Source organism: Bremerella cremea, from assembly GCF_003335505.1.
Classification (GTDB): domain Bacteria; phylum Planctomycetota; class Planctomycetia; order Pirellulales; family Pirellulaceae; genus Bremerella; species Bremerella cremea_A.
Genome location: NZ_QPEX01000037.1, coordinates 60,801 through 73,343, shown reverse-complemented (window position 1 = coordinate 73,343; position 12,543 = coordinate 60,801). Strand labels below are relative to the sequence as shown.

Sequence of the window (12,543 nt, the reverse complement as noted above, 5' to 3'; positions counted from 1 at the left end):
GGTTTGCCTTACAGAGAATCAGCAGCGTACAAGGCGGAAGCGGCCAGCTGGCGATAGGCCGCAATCCAGCGGGCACGGTCGGCGGAGTCGAGTTTTCCCCCGTCGGTTCCCAGCTGGCTTTGCAGATAGTCGCCAGCGACTTGGGGCAGGGCGGGGTAGCGCTGGGCATAGCTGCCGCCCCCCGTTTGATAGAAACGCGAGAGCGTACGAAAGTTATCGAGTTGCACACCGCTCACGAGCTGCGGTTCGGCCTGCTTGCCGTCGAACTCGATCATGTCGGCCAACGACTGGCACAAAAGGCCGAACGCTTGCGCGTCGGCAGCGGCTTGGCGAGCATCGTCCGCTTTTTGAAAGACCGCTAAGAGATTCGGGCCACCAGGGTCGACCGGACGAGGCCGACTCGCTTCGCCCCAAACCCACGGCGCGATCAACGAATAGGCGACCAAGGCCAGCCCGCTTAGGGTTACGATCGTGCTACTTTTCATCGCGTGGTTTCTCCACAATCAAAGGCGTAAGGCAAGCCAGGCCGGCGGCTCGGATTTGTTCAGGCGTCGCGTTTTGGGCACGCATGGCCTGTTCGATCTTCAGCCAAGCGGCAAAGGCTTCGCTGCGTGTGGGCGCAGAGTTAGCCTCGGTCGTCCCAGGCAACGCTTCTTTCAGTTCGACCGGGGGCAGCGGTAAATTAGGCGGTGTGGTGCGGTTTGGCATCAGCTTCCAGATCAGACCGGCAATCAGCATGATCAGGCCGCCAAGGGTGAGGCTACTCATGGGCAAGCTGCTCCTTGAATTGGCTGTAAATCGCTTCGATCGCCCCGTCGGCAATCGTCAGCACCAGGTTTTTCAGAGGGGGCCGGATCAACGCCAGCCACCACGGCAAGGGAATCGCATCGAGCGCTTTGCCCAGTGCATCCAGAACCAGTTGCTTCTTTTCGTGCCCTTGATTGGCCAGCAACTGGGCGGCGGCTTGCATGGCCTGGACCAAGAATTGCTGCAATACCTGACCCAACCGAGCGACGGAGAATGATCCGTTCAACTGTGTCACGGCGGCGGAAGTGAGCTGGTCAATGCGTTGTTGAAAGGGAGACATGGAAACCTCTTGTTGAATGTGTGGGCTCAGCAGAAAGTGCCCCGCTGCGTCGATGGTGGGTGACACAGCGGGGCACGCAGCCGGCGTCTGCTTGTGGGCGATAAGGAAAGGAATAAATCGCCAGAGAACACAAGGCGCCCAGGCTATTGATTCGCCGAGCTAAGTCTTCTGGTGGAGTTCTTTTCGCTAGGCGATGACATAGTTATCTGCGCCACGTGACCACATGAAAAGCGCGCCGTGACGCGTTTTTCCGTCCAAGAAATCACGCGACAAATGCGCGACAACTTGGGGTTTCCTGTCCGCCATGCGCGACAAAACAAGAACTAGGGAAAGACCCGGGAACTCGCCAGGTTTGAATTTATCGAAAGGACCGAACGAACTTGCAGGCGTAATGCAAACTTATTGGCAAGTCTGGCTTATGTCGCGCGGTGTCTTGCGCTTATCCGGCGCCGTAACGATGTCGCAGATTGTGTGCGACGGGCTGAACACATACGGCCGCAATCTAGATTTCGCGTGCCGAGCCCTTACGAGATGCTATAATCCTTGGCCTGCGAAGTGCGTGGTTGCTGCAGAGAAGCGAATAGGTTGTCGCTTCCTTGCATCGGATGACGCTCTGTTTTCTTTCCCCCCCCATCTCCAGAAGATCAATCGAAATGATCGAAATTCGTCCGATGACCGAAACGGAGGTTCGCCAGTTGGTCGCTTGGGCTGGCGACGAAGGGTGGAATCCAGGGCTGAACGATGCCGATCTTTTTTGGCGGCTCGATCGAAATGGTTTCTTAGCTGTTTGCGAGAATCGAGAATTCGTCGGCGGGGGCGCGGTCATTCGCCACAGTGAGGCGTTTGGTTTTATGGGGTTGTTTATTGTCGATAAGCCATATCGCGGAAAAGGGCTGGGCACGCAGTTGTGGTTTGCCCGCCGCGATCGCTTGCTCGCGCAACTTTCGCCTAACGGTTCGATTGGGCTGGATGGCGTCGACGCGATGGTTCCGTTTTATGCCAACGGTGGCTTTGAGATCTTCACCCGGCATCGCCGCTTTTTACTCGCCCAACCTGCCGCAACGGCGAAACGAAGCGAGATGATCGTACCGCTCGATACACTTCCCTTGGCGAAGGTAGCCGAGTACGACCGACAATGCTTTCCGGCGTATCGCGAGATCTACCTTGGGCATTGGATCAATCAACCTAACGCCGTTTCGCTGGGCTATGTGGAAGAAGGAGTACTGCTCGGCTTCGGTGTCGCGCGGCCTTGCCTGGTGGGATACAAAATAGGCCCCCTATTCGCGGACTCGCCGGATGTGGCTGACGAACTGTTGCAGGCATTTCAGCTGCAACTGAGTAGCCAACCGCTGCTGCTGGATGCCCCCGACAACAACCCCGACGCGGTCGATCTTTGCCTGAAATACCGCATGGAAGAAGTCTTCGGCTGCACGCGAATGTACCACGGCCCACCGCCAGAGATTGCCTCTGAAAAGATCTTCGGAATCACGACTATGGAGGTAGGTTGACGAGGTGGTCCACAACGTGTGTATCACCAGGGTTGATCTGACCGGTGCCATGCTCGTCGTCTTCGTGAGCATGCGAAGCAGGGAAGAGCATGCCGACGAAGACGACGACATGGCACCCGGAAAATCCGGCCTCACTCAACCTAATTCGGGCGAACGTGCCTCCTGATCATACGCCCCGCCACCACAGAAGAAGGAAGGTTACTTTTGACGGACGAGCCTGAGTTCAAAATCGTTACTAGCTATACACTACCCATCTATCCTTGCGGTGTGCATGCCGGAGATCAGGTCAAGCTGAAGCACGATCTTCCCGTGCGCGATCCGGATGGCAACGTTGTCGCCACCTACCCAACCGGAGAAATCTGGCAAGTGCTGCATGGCACCGTTGACGAGCCAGAGATCATTTGGCTGATCAAGCCCAACGGCCAGCGACATACGTGGGATGATGCTGATTTCCTCGACTCTTTCGAGGTGCTACGCAACGACCGCAACTAGCGTATCACCAGACTTGATCCGACCGTTGACATGCTCTCGTCTTCGTGAGCATGTGAAGCAGGGAAGAGCATGCCGACGAAGACGACGGCATGGCACCGGGGTTTATTCTTCTCTAAAACACTCACCTTGCTCGAAGCTACGCAAAATGAAGCGGCGGTTTAAGGCGTAGACTGTTCGGGCATGTTGTTCGGCGCATTGCTCGATTCTGCCGATGCGGTCTTTATTGATCACGCTTTCATTCTTCATGACAAACCAGCTGACGTCTTCGGAAAAAGGTTCGCTGGTTAGTGAGCCCTGATAGTGAAACCAGTTTTCTACATCGTTTGCGTCGCCTTGACTGGGAAAGAACCATAACGGCTCGAATTCAAATGGCTTGCTAGAACAATCGCCACCATCGTTCTTACTGCGTCTGAGCCCTTTTTCTTCCTGAGACCGGAGTGCCTTTTCGAGCCATTCCAAGCCTCCGCCTGATTCTACGTTGGGATCGTGCCGATAGAGGATGCCAATCACCACTTTCGGATCGGTCCCGGCCGTGCTCCCTTCCGGCAGATGCAGCAGATGGACTTCGTAGTCTTTTGGGTCGTCCGAATCGATGAGATGTTCTGATTTTAAGTGAATGTGAACCTTCCGCAATTCGAAGCAATCTCCCTGGTATTTCACCTTCGGGTAAGGTGGTTGTAGCACCAGATTGCCGTGCCCAGTGCCGGCCATATCGAATTTGCCAGTACAGGGGACTCCTTGTTGATAGCAAACCTGAAAAATGCGTTGTGGCTGGCAGACGAGCAGGGTTTCCGAAGTGTTGATTCGAATTGGGGACTGCTGGGTTCCGATTACTGGCATCGCTCGCTCCAATCGTGTTTGAAATATATTTGTCGAGCGATTATGTCAGATAGATTTTCACAAAGAAACACTTGACACAATGTTTTCATAGAGCTTTGTCGGGTGCGGCGAGCCCTTCCGAGAACTCTACCTCTGTCGGCGACGTTGGGCTGACTGCTTCCAGCGGGACATCAACCGGAGTGAACACAGGATAAAACGGAGTACCGTCCCGTTTGGTGATTGCCTGCAAGGGGTAAATGGTAGCGGCCGTGATGAACGCAACCAGCCAAGTCTGGATATTGACCGAAAACACGTCCTCAAGATCATACAGACTTCCTTCAATCAAGTAGATGATCCCAAACACTCCCGAGGGAATCGCCCCGATAATGACGCAAACAATCACCATTGCCCATTTCCGATAAGCGCGTGTGCGGAACAAAGCAGGCAGCGCGGCGAGCATCATAATACAAATACAGACGGACAGGAGAACCAGAAATTGCCATGCAACGTCCTCGGCCCCTTTTTGTATAAAATTGACCAAGTTGTTTCCCCACACAACACAGGCAGCAAATGCGAAGGAAACCAGCAGCATCATTCCCCGCATTGAAAATTGCTGCCTGGCAACCTTCCTTTGCAGCCACTGCCGGCAGACGTAACAGACGCCTCGAAATGCAAACGCCGAGGCTACCATTTGCAGGCATGCCAGCCCCAAAAACTCGGCCTCGATGTGTCTATTGAAATGAATGACTAATCGGAAGTAAGGATACGCCGCCAGAAATACGACAGCCCGAACCCACCAAGGGGCCGCTCCACCGGCAAGCCATAATCCTACTAAGATCGGTTGAAAGAAGACAATCATTTCTACGGAGAAGTATCCGTAGCCGTACGGCAGCACCTGATTGGCATGGATGTACCCAACCAGCAAGACAATGAGACAAAGGACGCCGTTCTTAAAGCTGGCTTGGATCAAAATACTCTCGCTTGCTGGGTATGACCTTTGAGGGCTCGTCCCCCAATCGGCTTCGCTGCGGTCAGGCGGGCTCGCCTGAGAAATGCCCCCCATTTTAGGCCGAAGCTTGCTGGCCAGGAAAGATGGATCTGGCCGCGTGTTTCCCGGCGCCGAACGGAACGGGGCTTGTCTAGTCTTAGGGGCTCTTTGTCTCTTAGACGATCCTGATTATTATGCTTGGATTGCCGACCGCGTCTTCCGTCATGCTTCTGGAATCGGACCGTCGAGTCAGGCCAAATCTTCGAGGACAACCAGCCGCGTGGAAACGGCGAGATGGAGCCGTACGTTTCAAAGGGACAACGATGATTATCGATCTTCAGGCGGACGCCGAAACGATCTACAACTACCTACAAGAGCGAATTGACGAATACCCCGAATACATCAACGCCGGCCCGGGCGAGGACGAAGACCCGATCGCGCTGATCACATTCGGTTACGAAGCCGACCAGACTGGCTGGGTGGCGCTGGTCTTCGATACCCGCCCCGATGCTTCCCCCGATGGCGAATGGAATGCGTTTATCGAGGACAATTGGCTGGAATTTCCTGAGTGGAAAGAAGCCATCGACATGCTGTACGACGAGGACGAGCCGGAACCAATCGACCTGGTCCTGCCCGATGGAACCAAACAGCGCGTCACGCAAGACGACGACGGGCTGACCGAGGCCATCGGCGATATGCTGAAGGATTTGCTGCTTAAAGCGCGGAAAGCAAAGCGATTCGACGAGCTTCCTCTGGCCGAAGACTGCTTCATGGGTGTCGAAGACCATAACGGCGTCTACGGTTGGCCTGAATGGGAAAAGCGGCACAAAGAAGGCAAAGTCGCCTAACTTCGATCAGGCGACCTCTCTCTACATGCTCACACAGACGTGAGCATGTCGCATTGTGAACGCTCAGATCGCTTGCTGCTGCGAATATTTCCTTGCGCAGCCTCCCAGTTCTTTGAAAAAAGCCCCTATTTTGGGCCCCTCAATGCTTGCTGGCGGCAACCTTCTTGCTTGGGGCACGTAGCTAACTTCCGTCATTCACTGGCCGGTCATTCCCAGATTCGCGTTGGGCGTGTAACCTAAAATTACCTAGCGGTCTGCATTGGTAGGCCAGGGGCATGCTGGGAATCCGTAGGAAGGCGTGATGTTTAGAATTGTTGGGTCGCTACTAACGTTGGCTTTAGGAATCGTAGGCACGATTGCCTGTATTGTGGCCATCGCAGCAATCGCTACCTTCAGCCAGCGTGCTAGCTTGGCGACCGGCCAACTGTTCGATACGGCACACTCCGCCCTGGAAGAGGTGCGGCAGTATGTGGGCTTGGCGGCTCAGCGGGTCCAAGCGATGAAGCTGACTTCCGATGCCATTCAAACGCAGGTCAAACAGTGGTCGGAAGAACAGGCCGAAGAGTTGGCCATCGCGCGGCTGGGTGTCGAAGAACACGTCGATATGTTTCTAGCCGAACTCGACCAAATCGAACAATGGGCCAGCACCGTCGAGACGTCGACCGAAATGATTGGCCAAGCTTTGGATGCGACTCAATCGTCAGGCTTGCCAATCGACACACAACCGGTGTACGGCCTGTTGGAAGAAACCAAGCAAATTCAACTGCAACTTGAAACGGGCATCGCGTCGGCCAGGCAGCTAGGGCAACGCCTCGCCCAGGCCGAAGACAACCCAGGCGAGCAAAAACAACAAATCATTCGCCTGACCGAAAGAATCATCGTCACGCTCACCATGGTCGACCAACACATTGCTTCGATCGATAAGCATCTTGGCGATATCGAAACGACCATCAACCAACAAAAGCTAACCGTAGCCCGCTGGACGAACGTGGCCGCTATCGCCATTTGTGGCGTGATGGCCTGGATGGCACTAGGGCAGGCAGCGTTATGTTACGCAGGCTGGCGCTGGCTACGAGGTGGCACAACAAACAAAGAACTGGCGCACGATCGTTAATTGGTATTCATTGCTGAATTTTCGATTTCGCTACTTCTTGAAACGCCGATCCCATTTGTTGGAAGACAAGCAGGTGATCTTGCGTATTCAACGACTGCCCGAAACTGCCGATGGCGTGATAATATTGCTCGGCCTCTTCTTGCTTGTCGTCTGCGGCTAGCTGCTCGGCCTGGTCAAGCATTGCGCGGATAAACGTTTTGACTTGTCCCACAACCACAATGGTCTGGGCTTGCACTTCCCCTTTTTGCGTGCTCGATAAAGCCACAAAGTCCTCTTCCGACAGCTGAAAAATGTAGGGTGCATCTGCGGCCGAAAAAGCCTGGGGATTTTTCAACAAGAGCTCCGTAGCCGTTTCGATCTCTTGACGCTGGATAGAATCGAAAAGAGGCCCGGCGACGGAAGGAGGAGCCGGGGGCGGACTAGGTGGCGGGGTACAAGAACAACCGCCACAACATGCCAACAGAATCACCCAACCGAGCAAGTGAAGTTTGGAATTCAATTATTTTGCTCCCAGAAACAGCCAATAGGGGTCGCTCGGCTGCCCGGTGATGCCGGGGGCTCGCTCTTTCGACCAGACATCGTCTTCATCCTGGGTGACATGTAGTTCGGCACTTCCGACCGGCACGAATCCGACTTTCCAACTACGCTTGCCGTCGTTGTGATGCGCCTCGACCAGGGCCACGATCTCAGGGTTCGTTCCATGAGCGAAAACGAATAGTGCTCCATCTTCGATGCCGGCCTCCTTATCTTCGTACCGATAGACGGGCGAAGTCAACAAACGAAGTTCGTAGCGAGAATTATTCGGATCCCAAAATTCGTGGGCTGCATAGCCACGCATTATTTGTCGCATCTGCTGCAAACGGCGACTTTCGGTCTCGGCCGGAGGCATTACTTTTTCGACCTCCTCCATCTGCAGTTGCAGCTTCTGCGGTTGCCAGTTTCCGCGTGGTGTGACAACGTGGATCTTCTGATCGGAAGTTAACGTCAAAACATACGTAGCAAACGCTTGGTTGGTGTTAATGAACATTTCGCAAACGGCTACCGGTCGGCCTGATTTGCCCCACGCCCACAAGAACCCTTTTTCGTTCTGGCGTGCAGGATCGCCATAACGCAGCAAGGGAGTCGCAATCAAATCGATTTCTTTTCCAGCAGAAGTGGTCGCTTTCAAAGATTGGGCCGTTTCGAGCGCTCGGGCTACGATTTCCTGATCGCTTTCCTCTTGTGCCCAACCAGCAGATGTCCAGCATGTGAACAGAAATAGACACAACCATGTCCCACGATACATCCTTCACCCCGCGCGCATGAAACTCTACAGCATGACCAATACTAGACATGCTGCCTATTATGAGCCCTCTGGCAGACCGGGGTCAAGTATTTCGCGGCTTATAAGCGCGCACCGATCGTCGCTTTAGAAGATCGCGCGTGGCCAAGCACTCTATGCTGCCTGGCGGGCCGCAACCGGCTTGGTGGTAGCTGTGGCGGGAGCGATGGCTTGGCCTTTGAGGGTAGCCAAGTAGTTCAAACGTCCTGTGCGAATCGCGGCTCGCCAGTAGTTCAAAAAGTAGTCATACCGTCGGTCCGAGTTCATCGGAACATAGTTCATCGCGATCGCGCGAATCTGTTGCCGCGCCCATTCCAACCACTGCTCACGTTTTAAGCGTCCACAGCGATTGAGTAGCTTCTCTCTTTGCAGCCATTCCCGGCTGGCGTTTGGCTGCTCGTCGGGGGCGGCCAGGTGACTACAGCGGCACTCGTCTTCGCCGTACTCGATCAGCTCGTTGGCCAGTTCTCGCAAGCAAACCTGGTTGCCGTGGCTGACCCAAGAGCTTTCGGCAAAGCCCGTCCGCACGTCCAGGGATTCTAGTTTGCGTCCGATCATCATCTCAGAAAAGTGCCCGTATTCGGCGTGAAATCCGCCAACTTGCTCCCACAACGCACGCTCGATCATGGTGCCCCGAATCGCCACCTTGCTCTTTCTTGCGCTTTGCCAGCGCAGGAAGTCTTCTTCAAAAGTTCGCTGTTCGCCATCCGAAACAAAGTTGCCTGGCAGACCGTCGCTGGCACTGCAAGCAACCTTCACATTCGCTTTCCGCATGTAATTGAAAGCTTGCTGCAAGCAATCTGCCTGCGGAACACAGTGCGATTCAGAAATGTATAGATACTTACCGCGCGCCTCGGCCGCGCCAGCATTGTACAAACCGTTTATCCGCAGCCCAGGTCGATGAAACCAACGAATATCAGGGAATTGCGCGACCAAATCGTCCGATACCGGCTCGGCAGTAGGCACGATTACCTCGAAAGGAACCGTGATCTGCTGTTGCGTGAAACCTTGCAAGCATGCACTAAGCTGCCCACGATCGTCGGGCAAAGGAATCACAACAGAAATCATCGCGAACGCTGGCATTTCAGGCACATGTCTTTCCATAGGACTGGCAAGATGGTGGGTCGGAGTGAGTTTCTTACTGGAAAAACGAGAATGCCCCAGTCAGTACATCGGTAGTTTCCTAGGCACGACTTTATTACGACTCGCAAGCCCAACACAAAGTCTGCGTTACCCAGTCGAAAATCCGTTGTTTGCCCTAGCTTGCTTGGCACCGCGACTCTTCTGAAAGCTGCGATGTCCAGTTCAGAAAATATTTTTTCTCGTTCCAAATCATCTGCCTGCAACGGCTTGCGATTGCCCCGCAATAAAAAATGGGCTGGCGGCTCTTCAGGTTTGAAGCGCCTTGCTGGCATCTTTGGCTTCCATGAAAACGACAGCCAAAAACCAATCCGATCCGATTCGAGAATGCCGCGAATTGCGGGCTCAGATCGAGTCGCACTATTTGCGGCAGGAACTCGCTTGGATCGAAGACCGACAAGAGGCCGCGAACCGTCGTGTAAACGAATCGTGGCACGAGCCAACCATGGGACGCACTTCGCTTGCCGACGTGCCGTTCCACCACGGATCGCCGGTATTGCCCGATGTGGCCAGCGATCGCGCTAGTGGCGATTTTCGCCCGGTGTTTCAAACCGAATGGGATCTGGCGGCCATTCGTGGCGTTGCCCGCTTCCTGGCCCAGTCAGCCTTTGGGCAGGGCATTCTCGGCAATCTTCGCAACTACATCATTCATACCGGCTTCGACTATGCCGCCACCGCGCGGCGCGGGCAGCATGTGCCAGCTCAACTCGTGCGTGACGTCCAACAGATCATCAATGCCTTCCTAGCCGACAATCGTTGGGAACTCGATTTCGAGCAGGAACTTTGCGACGCCGAGCATATCGATGGCGAAGTCATTTTGGTGCTCGAACAAAATGCCGATCAGGTTCGCGTGCGGCGGGCCGAGCCAGCCTGGCTTACCGAACCGGCCGATACCGATTACCTCGAACGCCGTCTCGGTTCTGCTTCGCGTTTGAACTGGCGCTATGGAATTGCCACCGACGAAGCCGACGCCACGCAAATTCATGGTTACTTCATTCAATGGAACGGCGACGCCCAAAGCTGGCGGTTCTATTCTCCGCGCCGCGTGATGCACCTCAAGGCAAACACGCCTCGGCATGTGAAGCGGGGCCTGAGCGACTTCTATCCGATTCAAAATGACCTGGTCGGAGCAACCGAACTGCTTCGTCGCATGATGAAAGGGGCCGGCATTCAAGCCTCGATCGCCATGATTATCGAAGCCGCGCAAGGGAGTGGTGGCCTGGGGATTGGCGATGCCACCAACCTCGGTGCCAGCCTCGCTCGCTCCAACAGCAGCGGCGGCGGTCGCCTGCGAAGCGATGGTCGATACCTGGCCGAACGCATCAGCGATTGGTCGGCGGGTACGGTCATCGATACCAAGGGCAAGAAGTTTCAAGCCGGCCCCATGGCAGGCGCCCAAGCGGCCAACTTTGTGCAAGTGCTTAACGCCGGGCTACGCACCGCCGGAGTGCGCTGGAACCTGCCAGAACACATGATCAGCGGCGACGCCTCGAACAACAACTACGCCTCGATTCTCGAAAGCAGCTCTCCCTTCGTTCGCAGGATTGAAGCGGAACAGGAACGGTTATCCAAAGCCTACGAACGGCTGCTGTGGAGCGTGATTCGGATGCAGTTCGAGAGTGGGCGGATAAACCTTCACCGCTACGGCATGACTTGGTGCGACCTGGTTGCGTGTGTCAACGTGATCGTCACGGGATCGAGCCCGGCCGTACGAAATCGAGCCGAAGATTTTCGCGTAGATGCCCAGCTTCACGAAATGGGTATCGTCTCGCGCCATAGCCTGGCCACGAAGTACGACTGGGACCCCACCGAAGAACAAGAGAAATCGGAACCAAGTCCCACAACCGATTAACGCCCTCATTTCTCCACTCCAAGAACAAATCCTATGTCTCACATAACGGAAGCAGTCGAGCAGACTTCGGCTTTGCAGGTTGACCTGGAAGCAGGCGTCATTCGTGGCGTGAAGGTTTGCGGCAACCGCTCGAAGAATGGTCGCCATTACCCAACCGACGTACTGGAAGCGGCGGTTCCTCTTTATGAAGGGGTACCCGTTTACCTGAACCATGGCCTGCTGCCAGGGGACGAGCGCGCGATTGATGTTCACTTTGGCAATCTGCAAAACGTGCGGGTTGAATCTGGCGAACTGTTCGCCGACCTGCACTATCTGAAAAGCCACCCGCAAGCGGCCGCGATTGTCGAGCGAGCTCAACGGTTCGCGAAGAACTTCGGCCTCTCGCACGATGCCGAGATCGAGGCGACCACCGACAACCAGGGGCAACGCGTGACACGCATCGTGCAGGTCAACAGCGTCGACCTGGTCACCCGGCCCGCTACCAACAACGGCATCTTTGAACAGGAGCAAACTTCCTTGAGTAAAACGACATGCACCTTCAAGCAACTGATCGAAGGACTTTCGCTCAGCCAATACATCGGCAAGTTCGCCGTGTTGGAAGCATTAGAGCGTGAAGACGATCCGCTGCTGAAAACCGCGATCGAAATTCCCGAGTCTGGCCAGGCGACGTTGAAAGATGCAACGCGGCAACTGATTCTCGCCACGTTGGCCGATACCTCGCTCGACGAGTTCGCCGTTCTCGACCAAATCAGCGAAATCGTCGCTCAACAACGCAAGCTGCTGGGTCAAGATCCTGCGCCTGTGGACAACACCCAAGAGTCGTGGCGGTCCCGGGCCGTGGCGGCAGAAGCCGAGCTGGCAGGTGCCCGCGATCAAGTGATCGAATCGGTTCTGAAAACGCACGGGATCACGCCATCCGCCCGGCTTACACGCACCTTGCGGCAACTTCCCAACCGAGCCGCAATGAACGCCTACCTCGACGGCGAAGAACTAGGCCCCGTCTTGGAAAGCCAAGACTACGAACTGGAAAGGGCCGAACCAGAAGACCTCGCCGACTACCAGCCCGCCCAAGATGACGAAACGTTCCTAAGCCGGATGAGAATGTAAACGCCGCAGCGAGTTGAATGTTTTGGTCGATCCGGATTTTTCATGGGTGCAAATTCAATCCATCGCTCGTGTGCCCCGGGCATCTTGCCCGGGTGGCCTGCTAACCGGGTACCCACTTCGCACGGGCAAGATGCCCGTGGCACACCGATTTAGCCTAGTTTGCTGAGTTACGCTTTCGCTAACCCAGTCTACCGGATTGAAGCAGATCCATAAAAAAGCCGGATGGACCAATGTTTTCTGCCCCCATATTGCTGCCAAACAACAACT

General features: G+C 55.2%; 14 protein-coding genes. 6 read left to right on the top strand and 8 right to left on the bottom strand.

From position 1 onward, the window contains the following. Window positions 1-8 precede the first annotated feature (8 nt). From DTL42_RS18420 to DTL42_RS18410, 3 genes are read right to left on the bottom strand one after another with little or no spacing between them, the layout of a single operon-like run. On the bottom strand, window positions 9-485 hold the full coding sequence (locus tag DTL42_RS18420; RefSeq protein ID WP_114370698.1) for a hypothetical protein: 477 nt from the start codon (window positions 483-485) through the stop codon (window positions 9-11). Continuing rightward, window positions 475-768, bottom strand: a complete 294-nt coding sequence (locus DTL42_RS18415; RefSeq protein ID WP_114370696.1) for a hypothetical protein — start codon at window positions 766-768, stop codon at window positions 475-477. Before DTL42_RS18415 ends, DTL42_RS18420 begins: the two co-directional genes overlap by 11 nt. Continuing rightward, window positions 761-1,153 carry a hypothetical protein gene (locus DTL42_RS18410; RefSeq protein ID WP_147274338.1) on the bottom strand — a complete coding sequence of 131 codons (393 nt, stop codon included), beginning with the start codon at window positions 1,151-1,153 and terminating at the stop codon, window positions 761-763. The genes DTL42_RS18415 and DTL42_RS18410 overlap by 8 nt, the downstream gene beginning before the upstream one ends. 587 nt (window positions 1,154-1,740) lie before the next feature. Here DTL42_RS18410 and DTL42_RS18405 point away from each other — a divergent pair. Both DTL42_RS18405 and DTL42_RS26370 read left to right on the top strand, forming a co-directional pair. After that, window positions 1,741-2,595 (top strand): GNAT family N-acetyltransferase, encoded by an 855-nt coding sequence (locus DTL42_RS18405; RefSeq protein ID WP_114370692.1) that lies wholly within the window; start codon window positions 1,741-1,743, stop codon window positions 2,593-2,595. A gap of 204 nt (window positions 2,596-2,799) precedes the next feature. Further along, window positions 2,800-3,087, top strand: coding sequence for a hypothetical protein (locus tag DTL42_RS26370; RefSeq protein ID WP_158545449.1), 288 nt, complete (start codon window positions 2,800-2,802; stop codon window positions 3,085-3,087). 102 nt (window positions 3,088-3,189) lie between these two features. Here DTL42_RS26370 and DTL42_RS18395 read toward each other — a convergent pair whose 3' ends face one another. Next, a complete protein-coding gene (locus tag DTL42_RS18395) occupies window positions 3,190-3,927 on the bottom strand; it encodes a carbonic anhydrase family protein (protein WP_114370688.1) in 738 nt (245 codons plus the stop codon). An 85-nt stretch (window positions 3,928-4,012) separates the two neighbouring features. Continuing rightward, complete coding sequence (locus DTL42_RS18390; RefSeq protein ID WP_147274337.1) at window positions 4,013-4,876, bottom strand: hypothetical protein; 864 nt, start codon at window positions 4,874-4,876, stop codon at window positions 4,013-4,015. 341 nt (window positions 4,877-5,217) lie between these two features. Between DTL42_RS18390 and DTL42_RS18385 the strand changes: the two genes are divergently transcribed. Further along, entirely contained in the window at window positions 5,218-5,742 is a 525-nt protein-coding gene (locus DTL42_RS18385; protein WP_114370683.1) for a hypothetical protein, read from the top strand. 301 nt (window positions 5,743-6,043) lie between these two features. Then, a complete protein-coding gene (locus DTL42_RS18380; protein WP_114370681.1) occupies window positions 6,044-6,856 on the top strand; it encodes a hypothetical protein in 813 nt (270 codons plus the stop codon). 7 nt (window positions 6,857-6,863) lie between these two features. On the opposite strand, the gene DTL42_RS18375 is transcribed toward DTL42_RS18380, so the two are convergent. The 3 genes from DTL42_RS18375 to DTL42_RS18365 all read right to left on the bottom strand — a co-directional run bounded on the left by DTL42_RS18375 (window position 6,864) and on the right by DTL42_RS18365 (window position 9,260). After that, window positions 6,864-7,355 carry a hypothetical protein gene (locus DTL42_RS18375; protein WP_114370678.1) on the bottom strand — a complete coding sequence of 164 codons (492 nt, stop codon included), beginning with the start codon at window positions 7,353-7,355 and terminating at the stop codon, window positions 6,864-6,866. After that, entirely contained in the window at window positions 7,356-8,141 is a 786-nt protein-coding gene (locus tag DTL42_RS18370) for a hypothetical protein (RefSeq protein WP_114370676.1), read from the bottom strand. Between the two features lie 150 nt (window positions 8,142-8,291). Further along, window positions 8,292-9,260: a glycosyltransferase family 2 protein gene (locus DTL42_RS18365; RefSeq protein ID WP_234824269.1), complete on the bottom strand. Its 969-nt coding sequence runs from the start codon at window positions 9,258-9,260 to the stop codon at window positions 8,292-8,294. A 343-nt stretch (window positions 9,261-9,603) separates the two neighbouring features. Here DTL42_RS18365 and DTL42_RS18360 point away from each other — a divergent pair, with 343 nt between their 5' ends. Next, window positions 9,604-11,169: a phage portal protein gene (locus tag DTL42_RS18360; protein ID WP_114370672.1), complete on the top strand. Its 1,566-nt coding sequence runs from the start codon at window positions 9,604-9,606 to the stop codon at window positions 11,167-11,169. Window positions 11,170-11,202: 33 nt separating this feature from the next. Further along, window positions 11,203-12,276 (top strand): hypothetical protein, encoded by a 1,074-nt coding sequence (locus DTL42_RS18355; RefSeq protein ID WP_114370669.1) that lies wholly within the window; start codon window positions 11,203-11,205, stop codon window positions 12,274-12,276. Window positions 12,277-12,543: the final 267 nt, after the last annotated feature.

Coding starts and splice junctions, on each gene's coding strand:
- DTL42_RS18420 (WP_114370698.1), bottom strand. CDS start 485: ATGAAAAGTAGCACGATCGTAACCCTAAGCGGGCTGGCCTTGGTCGCC.
- DTL42_RS18415 (WP_114370696.1), bottom strand. CDS start 768: ATGAGTAGCCTCACCCTTGGCGGCCTGATCATGCTGATTGCCGGTCTG.
- DTL42_RS18405 (WP_114370692.1), top strand. CDS start 1,741: ATGATCGAAATTCGTCCGATGACCGAAACGGAGGTTCGCCAGTTGGTC.
- DTL42_RS18395 (WP_114370688.1), bottom strand. CDS start 3,927: ATGCCAGTAATCGGAACCCAGCAGTCCCCAATTCGAATCAACACTTCG.
- DTL42_RS18385 (WP_114370683.1), top strand. CDS start 5,218: ATGATTATCGATCTTCAGGCGGACGCCGAAACGATCTACAACTACCTA.
- DTL42_RS18380 (WP_114370681.1), top strand. CDS start 6,044: ATGTTTAGAATTGTTGGGTCGCTACTAACGTTGGCTTTAGGAATCGTA.
- DTL42_RS18370 (WP_114370676.1), bottom strand. CDS start 8,141: ATGTATCGTGGGACATGGTTGTGTCTATTTCTGTTCACATGCTGGACA.
- DTL42_RS18365 (WP_234824269.1), bottom strand. CDS start 9,260: ATGCCAGCGTTCGCGATGATTTCTGTTGTGATTCCTTTGCCCGACGAT.
- DTL42_RS18360 (WP_114370672.1), top strand. CDS start 9,604: ATGAAAACGACAGCCAAAAACCAATCCGATCCGATTCGAGAATGCCGC.
- DTL42_RS18355 (WP_114370669.1), top strand. CDS start 11,203: ATGTCTCACATAACGGAAGCAGTCGAGCAGACTTCGGCTTTGCAGGTT.